Raw genomic sequence first — 18,450 nt, forward strand, 5'->3', positions numbered from 1 at the left:
TTCTGAGTCAGTCGATCATCCGGAAGGCGTACCGGACGTCGTACACATTTCGGCCATCGCCGTCCTGCGTGCGCACGACGAACTCCTGTTTGCCCTGTCCCGTGATCCATGGGGGCGTCGCGCCCGAGGGCGGGATCACGCGCCACTTCGACGCGCCCGGTGTGCCTTCGCCGTTCAGCTCGACGGCGAAGCGGTGCATGTCGAGGTAGTCGTCGCTGTTGTGCTTCGCGACGTCGACGAGGAGGTCGACGACGGGCAGGATGCTCGTCCCCACGGCCACCCACGGAGACGCGGCCACGCCGGAGACTGCGATCGCCGTCTTGAGCACCTGCTGCCAGTTGTCCTTGAACCAGCCCTCGAGCTTGGCTCGTGCCGCGGCCTGGTCGCGATTCGACTCTTTCCACACCTTCAGCAGAAACTCCAGCGTGCCGTTCGAGAAGGCGGCCCTGACCCTCGCGGTCGAGCTGTCCGACTCCCAGTGGTGGTAGTCGAGGACGAAGCGGGCCTTGTTGTCCCTCGCGAAGACCGCGTCGGGCAGGCCGAAGATGATCTGTGGATCGACGACGATCCTCGCGTCTCCCGACCTGAAAGATACGCCGTCATCCGGTCCGCCGCGCGCGCTGAAGCCGAGCCGCGTCCAGCTCCCGACGGGTTTGTTGGCGAGCGGAATGAGCGGCTCGATCTCCGACAGGTGCCACGTCTGGTAGAGCTCAACCGCCTTATTGAACGGATCGAAGGTCTGATCAGAGACTCGATGAGCCTTGATCCCATGAATCGTAAAATGCATGAACATGGCAACTTCCTCCCTAGCGTGACGGGTGCACTGCTGGTGTCGATCAGGCCGCGCTGAACGTTCGATGGCCCCTTCGGCGGGCGCCGAGTGATCCTTCGCCGGCCTGCAGCCCGCAGTTGAGCGAGAGGCGACCTCTCACCTCTCCGTCGGCGGGCTCAGCAGCCGGCGTGCCAGGCGTGCGAGCAGGCTCCGCGCTGGCGGCGCAAGCCGTGGCGTCCTGGAATGGGCTCCGAACGGGGCGCGTCGAGCCGCGGCAGGGCGCTCGCAGTGCCATGACGTGTCCACACGAGTGGACACCCGGTCCATGGCAGTGGACCGTCACGGGGCGATCGAGCATGGGCGTGCTCCTCTCCACGATGGCGCGGGTGGTCCGCCCGCCTTCGTAGGCGGCGCCTGCGCGCGGGGCTCCGTCGCTGCTCTTCTCGTCTTCTCGCCCCGAGCGAGATCCTCGGGCGGTCGACCCGGCTGCGGGTGGGGGCGGCGGCCGGCGGCGAGCCGATCGAGCGAGGGCGGGTCTACGTCGCGCCGGTGGAAAACCACCTCCCGATCGAGGACGGCGCGGCGGATGGCGGCGCGCGCGGCGGAGCGGAACCAGCCGCTGTTGCTGGCCCTTTACGAGGAGCGAGTCCGGGTGGCCGAGGAGCGGGGCACCCTGGTGCGCCGGGCGCTGCTGGGCACTGTTGAGGGCAACGGATCGACAGGGAGCGCCGGCCCGATGCGGGGGCGGCTGCCGCCGACGGGGTGAGCGGCCGCTCGCGGAGCGGACCGAGGCCGCGGCGCCGCGGAGGGCGCCGCGGGGCGAGCGCGCCGTGGCGCACGATGGACAGAAGAGCTAGGTGTGGCCCATGGATTTCGCCAAGGTGATGGGCGAGCTGGAGCGGCTCGGCACCGAGCAGAACCGCAAGGTGTACCGGCGCCACGGGATGACCGATCCGCTCTTCGGCGTGAGCTTCGCCCACATGAACGCGCTGGAGAAGCGGATCAAGCGCGACCACGAGCTCGCCGAGGCGCTCTGGGCGACGGGCAACGGCGACGCGAGGACTCTGGCGGTGGCGATCGCCGATCCGGGGCGCTTCACCTGGGACAAGCTCGAGGCGTGGCTCGACGGCCTGCGCTCTCCGCTGCTCATCGACCTGCTCATGAAGCGCGTGGCGCTGAAGACGCCGTTCGCCCGGGACGCGATGGCGCGCTGGACCGCGTCGAACGACGAGTGGATTGGCCGCGCGGGCTGGACGCTCCTCGGCCTGCTCGCGACCGAGGACCCGTCGCTTCCCGACAGCGTGTTCGAGGAGCGGCTCTCGGTGCTCGAGGCGTCCATCCACCGGGCAAAGAACCGCGCCCGCGAGGGGATGAACAATGCGCTCATCAGCATCGGCGGGCGGAACGAGCCGCTCCGCGGCATGGCGCTCACGGCCGCGCGGCGCATCGGCAAGGTCGAGATCGACCACGGCGAGACGAGCTGCAAGACGCCCGACGCGACCGCGTACATCGAGAGCATCTGGGCCAGGAAGCCGGCGAAGCCGGCCGCCGCTGCGAAGCCCGCCAAGGCCGCTGCGAAGCCCGCCAAGGCCGCCACGAAGTCGGCCAAGGCTGCTGCGAAGCCCGCCAAGGCCGCCGCGAAGCCCGCCGCCGCAAAGCGAGCCTAGCCCGCTAGTTCCGCCACACGCGCCGTCCGGCGCCGGGTCACACCGGGTGCGCCATCGTGAACAGCTCGCCCGGCGACCCGAGCAGCTCCTTGCGCGTGAGCCGCTCGACGATCCTGCGCGTGAAGATCAGGTGATCTTCCTCCTCGTGCAGGCGGCGCCGGAACGCCTGCCTCGCCTCGCTGTCATCCGCCTCGTCAGCGAGCTCGAGCAGCAGCTGCCAGCCGGCGTTGTCGACGAGCTCCGCGGTGAGCAGCGCGTGGAAGAGGTGGGTCGGGTTCATGTCTCCGTCGAGCACGATCTGCTCGATGCCCCGCGACTCGACCGTGACGAGCCGCGACATGTCCGTCTCGGCGTGCGCGTCCCCGCCCAGCGCCCGGATCTGCGCCTCGAGCCACTCCTCGTGCTCCTTCTCCTGGTCCCGGTGCTCCTTGAGCTCGCCGAGCCGGGTCATCAGGAGGGGATCGGCCGCGCGGCCGATCTTCTCCACGATGGAGTCGTACAGCTTGACGCCCGCGCGCTCGAAGGTCAGCCGCTCGCTGAGCAGGTCGATGGCCTTGTCCCTGTTCGTCTGTGCAAGCTTCTTCATGGATGCCTCCGACCGGGGCGCATGCGATTCACAGGCCGCCGCGCCTGCGAGGCGGCGAGGCGGGCAGAGCGCCGGCCGGGCGCGGCGCGCGGCGATCAGAGATGCTCTGTCAGGTACTCGACGATGGCGCGGTTCGCGTAATGGCTCGCGGCCGGCGACCGGTAACCGTGCCGCTCGCCCGGGAACACGAGGGTGTCGAACCGCTTGTCCGCTCCCATCAGCGCCTCGATCATCTTCGCCGTGTGCGCAAAGTGCACGTTCTCATCCATGAGCCCATGCATGAGGAGCAGCTTGCCGCGCAGGTTGCCCGCGCGCTTCGTGAGATCGGTCGCCTCGTACCGCGCGGCCTCCTTGTCGAGGAGGCCCATGTACCGCTCCGTGTAGCCCGTGTCGTAGAGCCGATCGTCGCTCACCGGTGATCCCGCGACGCCCACGTGGAAGCGGTCCGGCGCCGTGAGGAGCGCCTCCAGCGCCATCCTGCCGCCGTAGCTGTGGCCGTAGATCCCGACGCGGCCCGCGTCGACGTAAGGCAGCGTCTTCAGGAAATCGAGGCCCGCGATCTGGTCGGCGAGCTCGACCTCGCCGAGGCGCCCGTAAATGGCGGACTCGAACGCGCGCCCGCGGTTCGCCGAGCCGCGGTTGTCGAGCTGAAACACCACCACCCCGCGGTCCGCGAGGTGATTCCAGAGGAGCCACGGAGACCACGAGTTGAAGACCGTCTGGACGCCGGGCCCCCCGTACACGCTCACCACGACCGGATAGCGGCGGCCGGGCTCGATCCTCCGCGGCGCGAGCAGCGCGCCGTAGAGCGTGTCGCCGCTCGCGGCGCGCACCTCGACGATCTCGGGGGCGCGCAGCTCGAGCTCCGCGAGCTCGCGGTCGACGGGCGCCGGCAGCGCGCCGATCTCGGCGTTGTCCGCGCCCCTCACCGCCCCTCTCCACGGGCGATCCAGGGCCGCGTGGAGCTCGACGTACCCCGGCCCCCTCGGATCCACGGTGATCTGGTGCATCCCCGGGTCGGACGTGAGCCGCTTCACCTCGCCGCCCGCGAGCGGCACGGTGTAGAGGTGGCGCTCGGTCGGGCCGTCCTTCGTCGCCACGAAGCGCGCGAGGCCGCGCTCCTCGTCCGGCGGAAGGAGCGAGGTGATGTCCCAGTCGCCCGCGGTGAGCCTCGCGAGCTCGGCGCCCGAGCCGGCGTCTCGCAGCGCGAGGTGGCGGTGGCCGCCCTCGGCGGTCGACCAGAGGAACCTCGGCGAGCGCTCGAGGAGCCGCATGTCGGCGAAGTCCACCCACGTCGGCGAGGTCTCGACGACGACCTCGGCCGCCTCGCCCGAGCGCGGCCTCGCGCGGAGGAGCGAGAGGCGCTTCTGGTCGCGCGAGAGGGTCTGGAACCAGAGCGCCTTGCCGTCCTCCGCCCAGGCGAACCGGCCGAGGTAGCGCTCGCCTTCGCCGTCGCCGCCCTTCCACGCGAGCCACGTCGTCTTCCTGGTGGCGAGATCGAGGATGCCCGCCCGGACACGGGGGTTCTTGCCGCCGACGCGCGGGTAACGCGCCATCATGAGATCTTCCTTGCCGTCGCGGAAGCCGAGGACTGGCACCTTCTCGACCTCTCGCTCGTCGACCTCCAGGTAAGCCACCCGGTCGCAGCCGGGGGAGATCCAGAAGCCGCTCGGCTCATCGAACTCCTCCTGACCGTTGAAGTCGCTCAGGCCGCGCGACACCCCCTCGGGCGCCCCCCGGGTCAGCGCCGTCTCGCGGCGCGAGGCGACGTCGATCATGAAGAGCTCGCGCCCGCGGACGAACACCACCCGCTCGCCGCCGTCGCACACCTTCGGATCGATCTCCGGCTCGGGCGTGCCGGTGAGCCGCGCGATCGCCCCTCTCGGGTCGCGCGCGTCGCGCAAGAAGAGGTCGCCGCCGAAGGGGATGAGCAGGACCTCTGCCCGCTTCGCCCACGAATAGGCCGTGATCCCCCTGGAGAACATGCGCTGTCGCTCGCGGCGCAGCTCCTCCTCGCGGGACAGCGGCTTCGCGTCCTTCAGCAGGTCGCCCGAGGCGACGAGCTGCCGTGTCTCGCGTGATGTGGTGTCGAAGGCGAAGAGAGACTGCTCCGGCCGGTCCGCCTGCCGCTGGAGGTAGGTGATCAGCTTGCCGCCGGGCGCGTACTGGATCGCCCTGGGCAGCCGCGCTCCGAGCGGCGGTTGCCGGCCGAGGTGGGCGTACGTGATCCGGCTCGCCTCCGGCCCGGCGATGCGCGTCTTCTCCGGCGAGGCGGCCTGCTTCACCGCCGACGCGGCCCCGGCCGGGGCGGCCTTGGCGGGCGGGGCGGCCCTCGGCGGGGACGAGCCGGTGGGCGGGGCGCAGGCGGCCAGGAGGAGGGGGAGCAACCCCCAGAGTGCGGGGCGCGGCGGAGTTCGCATGGCCGCGATTTCGCTCGACGCGGCGGAGAATGTCAAACGCCGGCTACCCTCTCGCGCGCTCAGCGCCTCAGCACGCGATCTCCATCGCACGCCATGGAGGCCGGTCAGCTCGCGATGCGCCGGAGCACGATGACCGGCCGCCCCGCCTCGCGCGAACGATCGATGTCCACCTTGCAGTCGAGCATCCAGTCGTTGTGGTCCTCCGGATCGGCGATGATCTGCTGAACCACCCAGGAGCCGCCGTCCTCGGCGGGGTGGATGATCGTGTTGCTCGGGCTCCGGGCCGCCGGATCGGTGCGAATCGCGGCGTGCTCCGCGTAATAGCCCCGGAGCGCCTCGTCCAGCCGATCCGCCGTCCAGGGCGCCTCCTCCCCCTCAACCATCTCGGCGGCGACCTCGTAGTCGCGGCGGGCCAGCGCGCGCAGGAAGAAGAAGAGCTCGTTCCTCACGAGCACGGTGAACTCCTTGACGTTCCGCGTGACGTCGAACGCGGCCGGCTCCACGGCGCCGCCCGGGGCCGCCGCGCGCGGCTGGAACGACGGGTCGCGCAGCCGCTCCCACTCGTCGAGCAGGCTCGAGTCCACGCCGCGGATGAGCGCCCGGAAATAGGCGATCATCTCGCCGGTGTCGCTGTCCTTCGCGTACTCGGGCACCGTCTGGACGAGCGCCTTGTACACCTCGGAGACGTACCTGAGGAGCAGCCCCTCCGCCCGCTCCAGGTTGTACTCCCGGATGTACTCGCTGAACGACAGGTATTGCTCGTACATCTCGCGCGCCACGCCCTTCGGGCGGATGTTCTCCTGCCCCACCCAGGGGTGCCGCCGCGCGAAGTCGTTGAAGGTCCCGTAGATGAACTCGCGGTTCGGCCTCGGATAATCGAGCTTCTCGAGCTCCTCCATCCGCTGCTCGTACTCCACGCCCGCCGCCTTCAGCTCGGCGAGCTTCTCGGTCTTCAGCCGATCGAGCTGCTTCTGCAGGATGAGGTCGGGGTTCTCGAGGATCGACTCGACGAGCGTCAGGAGATCGAGCGGATAGGTGCCGCTGTCGGGATCCAGCTTGCCCACCGTCTCGAGGACGTAGAGCGAGAGGGCGTGGTTCAGCGAGAAGTCTTCCTGGAGATCCGCGTTGATGCGGAGGCGCTTGCCCGGCCCGTCTTCCCTGGGGACGAACTCGATGATGCGCGCCTCCACGAGCGAGCGGAAGAGGAGCATCGCCGTCCTGCCGTGCTGGCGCCGGACCGCCGGCCGATCGTGGGTGCCGCGGATGAGCCGCTTCAGCGCCAGACAGCCGCCCTCCTCGCGCCCGAGCACGTTCACGAGCATGCCGTGCGTGACCTGGAACCGGGACACGAGCGGCTCGGGCGGCGACTGGATCAGCTTCTCGAACGTCTGCCGGTCCCAGTGCACATACCCCTTCTCCGGCGGCTTCTTCCTGACGATCTTCCGCCGCTTGGCCGGGTCGTTCCCCGCCTTCGCGTCGAGCCTCATGTTCTCGATGACGTGCTCCGGCGCCTGGGCGACGACGCTCCCCTGGTTGTCGAACCCCTTCCGGCCGGCCCGGCCGCTGATCTGCTGGAAGTCACGCACGCTCAGGATGGCCGTCTTCTCGCCGTCGAACTTGCAGAGCTTCGTGAACAGCACCGTGCGGATCGGGATGTTGACGCCGACGCCGAGCGTGTCCGTGCCGCAGATGATCTTGAGGTGCCCCTGCTGGGCCAGCTTCTCGACGAGCAGCCGGTATTTCGGCAAGAGCCCCGCGTGGTGGAGCCCGATCCCGTGCCTGACGAAGCGCTGCACCTCGCGGCCGTAGGGGCTCGAGAACTTGAAGGGGCCCCCGAACGCGGACCCCGGCCCCGCGCCCGCGAGGGCGGCGGTGATCGCCCGCTTCTCCTCCTTGGTGCAGTAGTCCTGGCTCATCAGGTTCTGCGCCTCCTCGGCGCAGCCCCGCTGCGTGAAGCTCACGATGTAGATCGGCGCCTTGCCGCCCTTCACGAGCGTCGCGACGGTCTCGTGGAGCGGCGTCTCGCGGTACTCGAAGTCGAGCGGCACCGGGCGCACGGTCGACTTGATCACGGCCGTCTGCTCGCCCGTCAGGCGCGTGAGCTCCTCCTGGAAGAACTCGGTGCCTCCGAGCGTGGCGCTCATGAGCAAGAACCTCGCCTGCGGCAGCGTGAGCAGCGGGATCTGCCAGGCCGCGCCGCGATCGCGATCCGAGTAGTAGTGGAACTCGTCCATGATCACGTAGTCGCAGAGCGCCTTCTCGCCCTCGCGGAGCGCGATGTTCGCGAGGATCTCCGCGGTGCAGCAGATGATGGGCGCGTCGCGGTTCACGGCCGCGTCGCCCGTCAACATGCCCACGTTCTCGGGGCCGAAGTCGTTGCAGAGCGAGAAGAACTTCTCGCTGACGAGCGCCTTGATCGGGCACGTGTAGTACGACTTCATCCCCTCGGCGAGCGCCTTGAAGTGCATGGCGGCCGCGACGAGCGACTTGCCCGAGCCGGTCGGCGTGTTGAGGATCACGTTCTTGCCGCCGAAGATCTCGAGGATGGCCTCCTCCTGCGCCGGGTAGAGCTCGAGCCCCCGCTCGGCGACGTAGTCGAGGAAGCCATTGAGGAGGTCGTCGGCCGTGAAGTCGTGAGGCGACGGCGGGAGGCGAGCGAGGAGCGGAGCGGCGGCTTGATCCATGGCGGCTGTCGGACGCGCGCCCATGGGCGCGCGCCCACCATGCAGAAGCCTGGTTTCAGCGAGAATGCAAGCAAACTCCTCCATGTCCAGGTCGGATCGCCTGCGACGCGCCATCGGAGCGGGAGCGGCGCAGCGGGCAGAGCCGACACCGCTGACGCGCTGGTGCGACAGACACAGCAGACGGAGCAGGCGCAGCAGGCTTCGCCCGGCAATCCGGACGAGCAGAGGACGGAGGCGATCGGGTCGCCATGCCGCCCGCAGCGTCACGCGATCGTGATAGCGTGGCCGGACGAAACAGCGGGAGGGAACGCCATGCACACGGCCGATCGGGCGGGTGCATGGCGGATCGGGGCGGGCGGCGGATGGGGGAGACGGCCGGACAGCCAGTATGGGCGATGCGATCGCCCAGCAGGGGGACCGCGCAGATCGACGCGTCGAGCGGGCGCATCCTGCACGTCAGCAGCTCGTTTTGCGTGCTGCTGGGCTACACGGAGGACGAGCTGCTCCACAAGAAGCTGTCGGATCTCGCCCTGCCGGAAGACCGCGCGGGCTCGCTCGCGGCGTGGCGCTCGCTCCTCGAAGCGGACGAGGAAGAGCTCACGTTCGAGATGCGCTGCCGCTCCAAGGACGGCGGTGTCCGCTGGCTCCACGTGACCGGCGTCTTCGTCCGTGACGTGCGGCAGAGGCGGTATCGCGCGGTGGTGTTCGTCGAGGACATCACCGAGCCAAGGAACGCGGAGGAGCGCGCGCTCGCCGCGGAGCAGGCGCTGGCGGAGAGCGAGGCCAGGCTGCGGAACATCTTCCACAGCGACATGGCCCCGATGGCCTTCTGGACGCACGACGGGCGCATCATCGAGGCGAACGACGCCTATCTGAAGCTCGTGGGCCACACGCGGGAAGAGGTCACGGCCGGCCTGGTCCGCTGGGATGCCGACATGTCGCCGGAGGATCGCGCCGCCGGCGACCGCGCCCTGGCGGAGCTGCGGTCGAGCCGGTGGGCGTTCACGCCCTTCGAGAGGACCTATGTGCTGCGCGACGGCACGCGCCTCAAGATGCTGGTGAGCGGCTGTCTGCTGCCCGGGGAGCGGTACGAGGAGGCCGGCTTCGCGATCGTGCTCGACATCACGGGGCTCCGGCAATCGGAGGCGGCGGTCCGGAGGTGCGAACAGATCTTCCGCGCCATCGGGGAATCCATCGATTATGGCGTCTGGGTCAGCGACGCCGACGGGCGGAACGTCTATGCGAGCAACGCGTTCCTCAGGATGGCCGGGATGATGCAAGAGCAGTGCTCGAAGCACGGGTGGATCGAGGCGCTGCACCCCGAGGATCGGCGCAAGGTCGCGATCTTCGAACGGTGCGTGCAGACGGGTGAGTCGTTCGAGGAGGAGCTCCGGTACCTCGGCCCTGACGGCACCGTCCATCCCGTCCTCAACCGGGGCGTCCCGGTCCGCGACGAGCAAGGCAAGGTCACCGCCTGGGTCGGCATCTGTCTGGACGTCAGCCGGCTCAAGCGCACGGAGGAGGCGCTGCGCCAGAGCGAGGGCCGCCTCCTCGCGGCGCTCGACGAGGCGCAGCGGGTCCTCGCCGAGCGCGAGCGCCTGGAGGACGAGCTCCGCGCTCGCGAGCGGGAGCTCGCGTCGCTGATGGCGAACTCGCCCGACGTGATCTACCGGCTCGATCGCGACCTGCGCTGCACCTTCATGTCGCCCACCTCGGTGACGGTGATGGGGTTCCCGCCGGAGCACTACCTCGGCAAGACGCCCCGCGAGAACGGGCTCCCGTCCGACGTGGTCGAGATGAGCGAGGCAGCGTGCCGCGAGGTGCTCGCGACGATCAGGCCGCATCGGATGGAGTTCAGCATCGGCGAGCGGAGATTCCGCGCCCGGGTCATCCCCGAGCTCGGGCCGAGCGGCACCGTGGACTCGTTCATGGGGATCACCGAGGACGTCACCGCGGAGCGGCTGGCCGAGGAAGAGCGCCAGAAGCTCCTCGACAGCGAGCGCGCCGCGCGCGACGAGGCGGAGCGCGTCAGCCGGGTCAAGGACGACTTCGTCGCGACGCTCTCGCACGAGCTGCGCTCGCCCATCAACGCCATCCTGGGCTGGGCGCGCATCCTGCGGGGCCGGGCGCCCGAGCCGCCGACGCTCGCGCGGGGGCTCGAGGTCATCGAGCGCAACGCGCGGCTCCAGGCCGACATGGTGTCCGAGCTGCTCGACATGAGCCGGATCGTCTCGGGGAAGCTGCGGCTCGACGTGCAGCCGGTCGACCTGCCGACGGTCATCCAGAGCGCGCTCGAGGCGATCCAGCTCGCGGCCGAGACGAAGGGGATCGCGGTCGCCTCGAGCATCGACCCCGAGGCGAGCTCCCTGAGGGGGGATCCCGCGCGGATCCACCAGGTCGTCTGGAACCTCCTGTCGAACGCCGTGAAGTTCACGCCCCCGGGCGGGCGGATCGACGTCGCGCTGCGGCGCATGGGCGCGCACGCCGCGCTGTCGGTGACCGACACCGGGGTGGGCATCGCCCCGCAGTTCCTCCCCCACCTGTTCGAGCGCTTCCGGCAGGCGGACGCGTCCTCGACGAGGAAGCACGGCGGGCTCGGCATCGGGCTGTCGATCGTCAAGCACCTGGTCGAGCTGCACGGCGGCACCGTGGAGGTCACGAGCCAGGGCGAGCATCTGGGCGCGACCTTCACCGTGACGCTTCCGCTCGCCGGCGTCTCGCAGCAGGCGCCCGACGCGGCGGAGCGCCCCAGCGAGGCGTCCGCCGAGGCCCCGGCCGACTACCCGGGCGCGTCGCTCGCCGGCATGCGGGTGCTGGTGGTCGACGATCAGCCTGACGCGCGCGAGGTCGCCCAGCGCGTGCTGGAGGAGTGCGAGGCGACGGTCACGACCGCGGGTTCCGCCGCCGAGGCGCTGGCCATCCTTTCGCAGGATCGGCCCGACGTCCTCGTCAGCGACCTCGGGATGCCGGGCGAGGACGGCTTCCAGCTCATCCGCAGGGTGCGAGGCCTCGGCGAGGCGCGCGGCGGGGCGACGCCGGCCGTCGCGCTCAGCGCGCTGGCGCGGGCCGAGGACAAGGCGCGGGCGCTCGGCGCCGGGTACCAGGCGCACGTCGCCAAGCCCCTGGATCCGGCGGAGCTCGTCGGGGTGATCGCGGCGCTGGCCAAGGATCGGGCGAATCAGACGAATCTGACGAACCAGACGGCTCCGACGGATCGGACGAGCCGATGAGCGGCGGTTGCTCCGGGGGAGCTCCTTGGATTAGGTAGAAGCCTTTACGGCGCCGTCCGCGGCGGGATGGCGAGTACGGTCATGGTCCAACAGATTTCCGTGAAAGAGCTCTTTCTGAAGCTGAAGGCGGGCGAGCCCGTGTACCTCCTCGACGTGCGCACGCCCGGCGAGCACGAGATCGCCGCGCTGCCGGGCAGCACGCTGATCCCGCTGAACGAGCTCGTCGAGCGGGCCGACGAGGTCGCGCCCGGCGAGGGCGCGCTGGTCGTCGCCTACTGCCACCATGGCGTCCGGAGCCTCTCGGCCGCCGCCCTCCTCGAGAAGCTCGGCCACGAGCGCGTCGCCTCGCTCCAGGGCGGCATCGACGCGTGGTCGATCCACATCGACGAGAGCGTCCCGCGGTACTGATCCGCCGTCGACGAGCTCAGTTGAGCGAGGCGGCGCCGAGCCGGAAGTAGAGCGATCGGCCTGCGCCGCACGCGCTGCAGGCGACCTTCGCGACGCGGAGGCGGACGCCGTCGAGCGTCTCGGCCGTGTGGTCCTCCACGCGGAAGGCGCCGCGGCAGCGCGGGCACGGGATCGACCGGGCGGCCACCTCGACCTGCGAGGCCGCGTCGAGGGGGATGGCGCGCCCGGGGGTGTGGCCCGGATCGAGCAGCGCGAGCCGCTCGATATCGCGGGTGAGCTTCGCCGACGTGCGATCGCTTTCACGCCGGGCGGCGCGGGCCGAGAGCTTCTTCTTCGCCATGATGCCTGTCCCTGCGGCCCGCCGGTGCGGAGACGCCGCCCGCGCGGCGAGCGCGAAGCCGGGTCTACCGCCTGTCGCGGATTATCTCCAGGCCCTCGTACACGTCCTCGGCGCCTCCGCCGTGCACGCCGCGCTCTGGCGAGACGTTGTCCGAGCGCGAGGGCGCGAGGGGGCCGGGCCGCCGCCCCCTGGGAGGCCGGACCCCCTGCGGGCGTTGCTCGGGGACCGCCGCGGTGCCGGGCGTCGCGACGGCGTCGACCGCGGAGCGCGGGTCGACCACGGCCGGATCCGCAGGTAGCGAGGGCGCCTCCGGGGCCGGCGCGACGCCGGAGGGCGCGGGCGTGCCGAACGGCGCAGGGCCGGCCGCGCTCGCGAGGGCCATCGGCGCGTCCTGGCCCGCCGGCGAGCTGGCGGCCACCGGCGCGCTCGATCTCGCTGTCCAGCGCGCCGCGCCGATCGCTACCGCGGCGAGGAGCGTTGCGGCGGCCACGATCCACGCGCCCGCGCTGCGGCGCCAGAGGAACGCGCGGGAGCGCCACCGATCTCGGCGGCGTTCGGTCCCTTCGCGCGGGCTCCAGGCGATCTCCTTCCCGTCCGGCTGGGTCAGCGGCACCGCCCGCTTGCCCGCGCCGAGCTGCCGCGGCGGCGCCTCCCGCTTGCGCACCATCGTCAGCGTGGGGCCATCCTCGCGCGCCATCGTCAGCGTGGGGCCGTCCTCGCGCGCCATCGTCAGCGTGGGGCCGTCCTCGCGCGCCATCGTCAGCGTGGGGCCGTCCTCGCGCGCCATCGTCAGCGTGGGGCCGTCCTCGCGCGCCGTCGTCGGCGTCGGCGTCGGACCGTCCTCGCGCGCCATCGTCGGCGTCGGCGTCGGACCGTCCTCGCGCGCCATCGTCAGCGTGGGGCCGTCCTCGGGAGCCGTCTTCAGCGCGATGCCGCTGTCCTGCGCCGTCTTCAGCGCGGCGCCGCTGTCCTGCGCTGTCGCCGGCGCGGGGTCGATGTCCTGCGCCATCTTCAGCGCGGCACCGCCGCCCTGCGCTGTCGCCAGCACGGGCCCGCTGCCTTGCGCCATCTTCAGCGCGAGGCCGTCGCTTCGGGACATCGTCAGCGTGGGGCCGTCCTCGGAGCTCCCCCCGGGCGAGGACCGGTCGCTCCGCACCATCTTCAGCGTGGGCCTGCTCTCCTGCGCCGGGGTCGTGGGGCCGCCGCTCCGCGCCAGCGCCAGCGAGGGCCGCTCCGCGACGGCCACGAGGGGGAGCGTGCGACGCTCGCTGGACGGCGCGTCGGCGCTGGACGAGGTCGCCACCGAGGCGCCCTGGCTCGGCAGGGTGGTCAGGTGATCGCCGGCGGGCGCGAGCGCCGTCGAGCAGGGACCTGCCCCGGCTCCCGCCCCCTTGTCGGCGTCCGGCAGGGTCGACGACGCGCCCGGGCCGTCGTTGGCCGCGGCGGGGAGCGTGCTGGCGACGCCGTCGCCCGCGGGCCCGACGGGCCGGGACGACGGAAAGGCCTTGCCCCGGGCGATCGCCTCGATCTGCGCCAGCGCGCGGGCGGAGTGCTCCGAGCCGAACGGCGCGAGCTCTCGCGCCAGATCCGCCACGGTCTGGACGCGCACTTCCGGCTCTTTCTCGAGGCAGCGCAGGATGATGTCCTCGAGCCGGGCCGGCAGATCCATCCGGTGCACCCGCGGCGGCGTGGGCGCCTGCATGGCGATGGCGACGAAGAGCGCCGAGATCCTGGACACCTCGAAGGGAAACCGCGCCGTCAGGAGCTGGTAGAGGATGACGCCGAGCGACCAGATATCGGTGCGCGCGTCGACGTCTTTCGAGCACCGCACCTGCTCGGGCGACATGTAGCAGGGGGAGCCGAGCATCATCTCCGACGCCGTGAGCTTGCCGTCGTCCTCGGCGGCGGCCGACTTGGAGAGGCCGAAATCGAGCACCTTGACGATGGGCGCGCCGGTCGCGCCGGTCGTGAGGAAGAGGTTCCCCGGCTTGAGGTCCCGGTGGACGATGCCGCGCGCGTGCGCCTCCGCGATGGCCTCGCAGCCCTGGATCACGTAATCGACCGCCTCGGACACGGGCAAGGGGCCGCGCGCCTCGATCTCCCGCTGGAGATCGCGGCCGCGCAGGTACTCCATGACGAGGTAGGGGACGCCGAGATCGGCCGTGCCGACGTCGATGACGCGGGCGACGTGCTCGCTGCGGATCGCCGCCGCGGCGCGCGCCTCGCGCAGGAAGCGGGCGCTCGCGCCGGGCAGCGTCATCGCCCGGGGGAGGAGGAACTTGACGGCGACGCGCTGGCGCAGCGAGACATGCTCGGCGGCGAAGATGACGCCCATGGCGCCCCGGCCGAGGCTGCGCTCGAGGCGGTATTTCTGCGCGAAGACCTCGCCTATCGCTGGGATGCCCGCCGTTGACGCGGGGGCCTCCGGTTCCGATGGCCCGACCTCCATGGGCACACTATAGCCGCGCTCGCCCATTTTTTGACGCGAAGATGCGGGGCGCCGGGGGTGGGGGCGGCCGGATGCGGGGGCAGCGGAACGCGGTCGCGAGGGCCGCCGTAGGCGGGCCGCGCACCTTCCATCACTCCCATGGTGGGCGCCATCGGCCACGCGCGGCTCGCGAGGCCCAGACGTCCTCACGCGCCCCCCCCCGCGCTCGCCCCTGGCAGCTACCGCGGCCCTGGGAGCAGCCCTGCCGCGACCAACAACCGTCGCTCCGCGCGCCGGCGCGGGTGGTTGAGCTGGAGCAGGCGCACCGTCACCCGTGCCACGGCGGACTTCGGGACGAGCACCCCTCCATCAAGTTCCCGCGATGCATCATCGCTTGCGAGGACGAGTCTTCTTCTTGACCTTCATCGGAGTCCGCTGGCTGAGCAACTTCACGAGATCGGTCACGAGCTCCGGCGCGTCCAGCGCCTCGGCAAACTCACGAACCGTCGAGACAACCCACTTCTCGTCAACATCGGCATGCGCGCTCAGGATGGATTCGATGTCCACCATGTCGCGCGAGCGATGGGCTATAGCCTTCATGACGCGATGGGAACACCGGATCGGTCATGTCGAAGCAGAAGGACGCGGGATTTGAGGGCGAACCCCGGCGCATCTGGGATGCGGGGAACGATGCCATGCCGCTCCCCGTAAGGCGAGGAGCGCGCGTACCGCGTCCTCGAGCTCCGCCAGCGAGCGGCTCATCAGACACCCAGGCGCTCTGCGAGCAGGTTCCAGCGCCGGCGCACCTGCTCCACCTCCTTGTCTGCATCGATCGAGCCACCGAGTCCCCGGGCCACTCCCATGAGCATCGCGAGGTCGCAGAACTTCCTGGCCGGAGACATCGCCTCGAGCTCTTCCTGCTCGACCTCCGCCACCATCTCCCAGCGCTTCTTGTAGGCCCGGATGTCGTCCGCGTTCATCCGTAGATCGTACCACCGAGTGGCACGCTCGACGTCAGATCGTCGCTCTCTCCCGGGATTGACCGCGCGCCGTGCCGACACGCTCCCGTTTCTCCCGACGTTGTAGAGCCGTGTGCCTCATGGATCCGGAGACTCCCCGCCCTGCACGCTCGCCAAGCGTCACCGCGCACCCCCGCCCCCACCAGCATTGCGACAGCCCTCTCGCCATGGCACGAGCCCGCCCTCATGCCGACCCGCCCCTTCACCCTGGGCCGCTCCCGCCCGCTCTCGGGCGATCCCGGCGCCGCCGGCGCGCGCCCGTTCGAGCTCCCGGCGCACCACCTCGTGACCCACGGCGTGGTCGTCGGCATGACCGGCAGCGGCAAGACCGGGCTCGTCATGGTCCTCGTCGAGGAGGCGCTGCGCTCGGGCGTCCCGGTGCTCATGGTCGACGTGAAGGGCGACCTGCCCAACCTGCTCTTCACGTTCCCCGAGCTCTCCGCGGCCGAGTTCGAGCCGTGGATCGACCCCTCCGCCGCCGCGCGCGACGGCCGCTCGACGACCGACGTCGCCGAGGGGCTCGCGGCGCGCTGGCGCGACGGCCTCGCCTCCTCGGGGCTCGGGCCAGCCAACGTCGCCGCGCTCCGCGCCCGCACGGCCCCGCGCCTGCTGACGCCGGGCACCACGGCGGGCGAGCCGGTCCACGTGCTGTCGGCGCTCGAGACCCCTTCCCCGCTCTGGGACGAGGACGAGGAGGCCGCCCGCGAGGCGCTCTCGGCCTCGCTGTCGCTCCTGCTCCGGCTCGTCGGCCGCGACCCGGATCCGGCCCGGAGCCGCGAGCACGTGCTGCTCGCGCACCTCGCCGAGCGGCGGCTGCGCGGGCGGCGGGCCGCGGGGCTCGAGGAGCTGCTCGCGGACCTGGCCGATCCGCCGATCGCCGCCGTGGGCGCCCTCGGCGTCGACGAGTTCTTCGCCCCCAAGGAGCGCCAGGCGCTCGCCCGCGAGCTCAACACCCTGCTCGCCTCGCCCACGTTCGCCACGTGGCGCAAGGGCGCGCCGCTCGACGTCGCGGCGTGGCTCGCGCCGCAGGCCGGCGGCAGCGGCGGCGGCAAGACCCCGGCGGTGATCGTCAGCGTCGCGCACCTCGACGACGACGAGCGGCTCCTCGTCCTCGGGCTGCTGTTCGATCAGCTGCTCTCGTGGGTGCGCGGCCTCTCGGGCACGAGCGACCTGCGCGCCCTCGTGGTCTTCGACGAGGTCTTCGGCTTCTTGCCCCCGCACCCGGCGAACCCGCCCACGAAGCGGCCGCTGCTCGCGCTGCTGAAGCAGGCGCGCGCCTTCGGGGTCGGCGTCGTCCTCGCCACGCAGAACCCGATGGACCTCGACTACAAGGCGCTCTCGAACGCCGGCGCGTGGTTCGTGGGCCGGCTCCAGACCGACGCCGATCGCGAGCGCGTCGTCGAGGGGCTCTCGGGCGCGGACGGCGGCGCCGGCGGCGTCGAGGCCGCGGCCCTCTCGGCCACGCTGAAGGCGCTCCCCCCGCGCACGTTCTTCGTGCGCGACGTCCACATGCAGCCGCCGTCGTTCCTCGCCGAGACGCGCTTCAGCCTGTCGTGGCTGCGTGGCCCGGTCACCCGGCGCGAGATCGGCCGCCTCGTCCGGAGCATCTCCCCTCCCCCGCCCGCGCCCGATCCGGCGCGCGCTTCTCTCGATTCCAGGTCTGTACATCCAGCTCCCAGGGCCGATTCTCTCGATCCCAGGCCTGCATCTCCCGATCCGAGGCGCGCTTCGCCCGCTCCGTCGAGCCCCGCCCAGCGCGCGCCCGTGGGCCCGGGCGGGACGGTCGTGCTCGACCCGCGCCACACGCCCGCCGCCCCGCAGCCCGCGCGGCGCAGCGCGGCGGCTCGTGCGGACGCCGGCGCCCGCGCGCCGGCGCCGCCGCCCCCGGCAGCGACGGCGCCCCCGCCAGCGCCCGATGGATGGCGGAGCCTCTACGCGCACGCCCCTGCCGCCGCGCCGGAGGGCTTCCGTTACGTCCCCTGGGTTGCTGTCTCCGTGATTGCCCACCTGCGCGACACGAAGCTCGGCGTCGCCCTCAACCGGAGCCAGCTCCTCGCCGCCCCGCTCCTGCCCGACGGCAAGCCGGATCTCTCGCGCGTCTCCCGGCTCGACGCCTCGCTGCTCGCCACATCGCCCGCCGCGGGCGCCCGCTTCGCCGAGCTGCCTGCCCCGCTCGCGAAGCGCGCCACCGCGCAGGCCGCGGCGCGCGCGCTCCGGGAGCACGCCTACCGCACGACCGAGGCCGCTGTGGCCGTCCACAAGGAGCTCGGGCTCACGCAGGACGATGGCGAGCCCCTCGAGGCGTTCGCCGCCCGCTGCCGCGCCGCCGCGGCCCGGCTCGCCGCCGCCGAGCAGCAGCAGGTCGTCGGCCGGTTCGCGCCGAAGATCGCGCGCCTCGGCGAGCGCATCGCCGCCGCGAAGGCGCGGTATGGCCAGGCCGAGGCCGAGGTGGCCGCGCTCCCCGGCGCAATGGGCGCCGCGCTCCTCGGGCTCGTCGCCGGCCGGGACACCGCCCGGCGCGCCGGGACCCAGCGCGACAAGGCCGCCGCGAAGCTCGAGCGCGCGCGGCAGGAGTGGACCGAGGCGGACGCCGCGCTCCGCGATCTCCACGCCGCGCAGGCCGCCGAGCTCGCGACGCTGGAGCAGCTCCCCCTCCGCGCCAGCGAGGGCATCGAGACGAAGCGCCTCGTCCCCAAGAAGAACGACGTCGAGGTCGCGTTCGTGGCGCTCGCCTGGGCCGCGACGCTCGCCGGCCCCGCGTGAGCCCGCGGCGCTTGAACCGCGACGCGACGCCCGCACCTCCTCCTCCCGCGACGTCGCGGTATCCCTCCCTCCATCGAGGCGCTAGGCTCCCCTGCATGCAGCCGATCGGCGCACCTGAGCGACGCCTCGACGG

At 71.8% G+C, this 18,450-nt stretch carries 13 protein-coding genes; 5 read left to right on the top strand and 8 right to left on the bottom strand.

Annotated elements, in window-relative coordinates:
- Nucleotides 1-7 precede the first annotated feature (7 nt).
- The gene (locus WMF11_RS24355; protein WP_437910791.1) at nucleotides 8-793 is read right to left on the bottom strand and encodes a hypothetical protein; all 786 of its coding nucleotides are present in this window, start codon (nucleotides 791-793) and stop codon (nucleotides 8-10) included.
- Between the two features lie 444 nt (nucleotides 794-1,237).
- Between WMF11_RS24355 and WMF11_RS24360 the strand changes: the two genes are divergently transcribed.
- Together WMF11_RS24360 and WMF11_RS24365 are read left to right on the top strand one after the other, a co-directional pair.
- Entirely contained in the window at nucleotides 1,238-1,477 is a 240-nt protein-coding gene (locus WMF11_RS24360; protein WP_437911016.1) for a chemotaxis protein CheB, read from the top strand.
- Between the two features lie 161 nt (nucleotides 1,478-1,638).
- Nucleotides 1,639-2,439: a DNA alkylation repair protein gene (locus tag WMF11_RS24365; RefSeq protein ID WP_437979099.1), complete on the top strand. Its 801-nt coding sequence runs from the start codon at nucleotides 1,639-1,641 to the stop codon at nucleotides 2,437-2,439.
- A gap of 37 nt (nucleotides 2,440-2,476) precedes the next feature.
- On the opposite strand, the gene WMF11_RS24370 is transcribed toward WMF11_RS24365, so the two are convergent.
- The 3 genes from WMF11_RS24370 to WMF11_RS24380 form a co-directional block, all read right to left on the bottom strand.
- Complete coding sequence (locus WMF11_RS24370; protein ID WP_437910792.1) at nucleotides 2,477-3,025, bottom strand: DUF892 family protein; 549 nt, start codon at nucleotides 3,023-3,025, stop codon at nucleotides 2,477-2,479.
- 95 nt (nucleotides 3,026-3,120) lie between these two features.
- Nucleotides 3,121-5,445 (bottom strand): alpha/beta fold hydrolase, encoded by a 2,325-nt coding sequence (locus WMF11_RS24375; protein WP_437979100.1) that lies wholly within the window; start codon nucleotides 5,443-5,445, stop codon nucleotides 3,121-3,123.
- Between the two features lie 104 nt (nucleotides 5,446-5,549).
- A complete protein-coding gene (locus WMF11_RS24380; protein WP_437910794.1) occupies nucleotides 5,550-8,129 on the bottom strand; it encodes a DEAD/DEAH box helicase in 2,580 nt (859 codons plus the stop codon).
- A 395-nt stretch (nucleotides 8,130-8,524) separates the two neighbouring features.
- Here WMF11_RS24380 and WMF11_RS24385 point away from each other — a divergent pair, with 395 nt between their 5' ends.
- Both WMF11_RS24385 and WMF11_RS24390 read left to right on the top strand, forming a co-directional pair.
- The gene (locus WMF11_RS24385; RefSeq protein WP_437979101.1) at nucleotides 8,525-11,359 is read left to right on the top strand and encodes a PAS domain S-box protein; all 2,835 of its coding nucleotides are present in this window, start codon (nucleotides 8,525-8,527) and stop codon (nucleotides 11,357-11,359) included.
- A gap of 81 nt (nucleotides 11,360-11,440) precedes the next feature.
- A complete protein-coding gene (locus WMF11_RS24390) occupies nucleotides 11,441-11,767 on the top strand; it encodes a rhodanese-like domain-containing protein (RefSeq protein WP_437283245.1) in 327 nt (108 codons plus the stop codon).
- 16 nt (nucleotides 11,768-11,783) lie between these two features.
- Here WMF11_RS24390 and WMF11_RS24395 read toward each other — a convergent pair whose 3' ends face one another.
- The 4 genes from WMF11_RS24395 to WMF11_RS24410 form a co-directional block, all read right to left on the bottom strand.
- Complete coding sequence (locus tag WMF11_RS24395; protein WP_437979102.1) at nucleotides 11,784-12,107, bottom strand: hypothetical protein; 324 nt, start codon at nucleotides 12,105-12,107, stop codon at nucleotides 11,784-11,786.
- Between the two features lie 64 nt (nucleotides 12,108-12,171).
- Nucleotides 12,172-14,556 (bottom strand): protein kinase domain-containing protein, encoded by a 2,385-nt coding sequence (locus WMF11_RS24400; RefSeq protein ID WP_437979103.1) that lies wholly within the window; start codon nucleotides 14,554-14,556, stop codon nucleotides 12,172-12,174.
- A gap of 366 nt (nucleotides 14,557-14,922) precedes the next feature.
- Complete coding sequence (locus WMF11_RS24405) at nucleotides 14,923-15,135, bottom strand: hypothetical protein (RefSeq protein WP_437910797.1); 213 nt, start codon at nucleotides 15,133-15,135, stop codon at nucleotides 14,923-14,925.
- Between the two features lie 161 nt (nucleotides 15,136-15,296).
- Nucleotides 15,297-15,515: a hypothetical protein gene (locus tag WMF11_RS24410; RefSeq protein WP_437910799.1), complete on the bottom strand. Its 219-nt coding sequence runs from the start codon at nucleotides 15,513-15,515 to the stop codon at nucleotides 15,297-15,299.
- A 225-nt stretch (nucleotides 15,516-15,740) separates the two neighbouring features.
- On the opposite strand from WMF11_RS24410, the gene WMF11_RS24415 reads away from it, so the two are divergent.
- Nucleotides 15,741-18,317: a helicase HerA-like domain-containing protein gene (locus tag WMF11_RS24415; protein ID WP_437979104.1), complete on the top strand. Its 2,577-nt coding sequence runs from the start codon at nucleotides 15,741-15,743 to the stop codon at nucleotides 18,315-18,317.
- The last annotated feature ends 133 nt before the right edge of the window (nucleotides 18,318-18,450 follow it).

The sequence above is a fragment of the Sorangium sp. So ce295 genome, from assembly GCF_051527405.1.
Classification (GTDB): domain Bacteria; phylum Myxococcota_A; class Polyangia; order Polyangiales; family Polyangiaceae; genus Sorangium; species Sorangium cellulosum_B.

What these genes read in the sequence shown, in the direction of transcription:
- WMF11_RS24355 (WP_437910791.1), bottom strand. Translation starts at nt 793, where the DNA reads ATGTTCATGCATTTTACGATTCATGGGATCAAGGCTCATCGAGTCTCT.
- WMF11_RS24365 (WP_437979099.1), top strand. Translation starts at nt 1,639, where the DNA reads ATGGATTTCGCCAAGGTGATGGGCGAGCTGGAGCGGCTCGGCACCGAG.
- WMF11_RS24370 (WP_437910792.1), bottom strand. Translation starts at nt 3,025, where the DNA reads ATGAAGAAGCTTGCACAGACGAACAGGGACAAGGCCATCGACCTGCTC.
- WMF11_RS24375 (WP_437979100.1), bottom strand. Translation starts at nt 5,445, where the DNA reads ATGCGAACTCCGCCGCGCCCCGCACTCTGGGGGTTGCTCCCCCTCCTC.
- WMF11_RS24380 (WP_437910794.1), bottom strand. Translation starts at nt 8,129, where the DNA reads ATGGATCAAGCCGCCGCTCCGCTCCTCGCTCGCCTCCCGCCGTCGCCT.
- WMF11_RS24385 (WP_437979101.1), top strand. Translation starts at nt 8,525, where the DNA reads ATGCGATCGCCCAGCAGGGGGACCGCGCAGATCGACGCGTCGAGCGGG.
- WMF11_RS24390 (WP_437283245.1), top strand. Translation starts at nt 11,441, where the DNA reads ATGGTCCAACAGATTTCCGTGAAAGAGCTCTTTCTGAAGCTGAAGGCG.
- WMF11_RS24395 (WP_437979102.1), bottom strand. Translation starts at nt 12,107, where the DNA reads ATGGCGAAGAAGAAGCTCTCGGCCCGCGCCGCCCGGCGTGAAAGCGAT.
- WMF11_RS24400 (WP_437979103.1), bottom strand. Translation starts at nt 14,556, where the DNA reads ATGGAGGTCGGGCCATCGGAACCGGAGGCCCCCGCGTCAACGGCGGGC.
- WMF11_RS24405 (WP_437910797.1), bottom strand. Translation starts at nt 15,135, where the DNA reads ATGAAGGCTATAGCCCATCGCTCGCGCGACATGGTGGACATCGAATCC.
- WMF11_RS24410 (WP_437910799.1), bottom strand. Translation starts at nt 15,515, where the DNA reads ATGAACGCGGACGACATCCGGGCCTACAAGAAGCGCTGGGAGATGGTG.
- WMF11_RS24415 (WP_437979104.1), top strand. Translation starts at nt 15,741, where the DNA reads ATGCCGACCCGCCCCTTCACCCTGGGCCGCTCCCGCCCGCTCTCGGGC.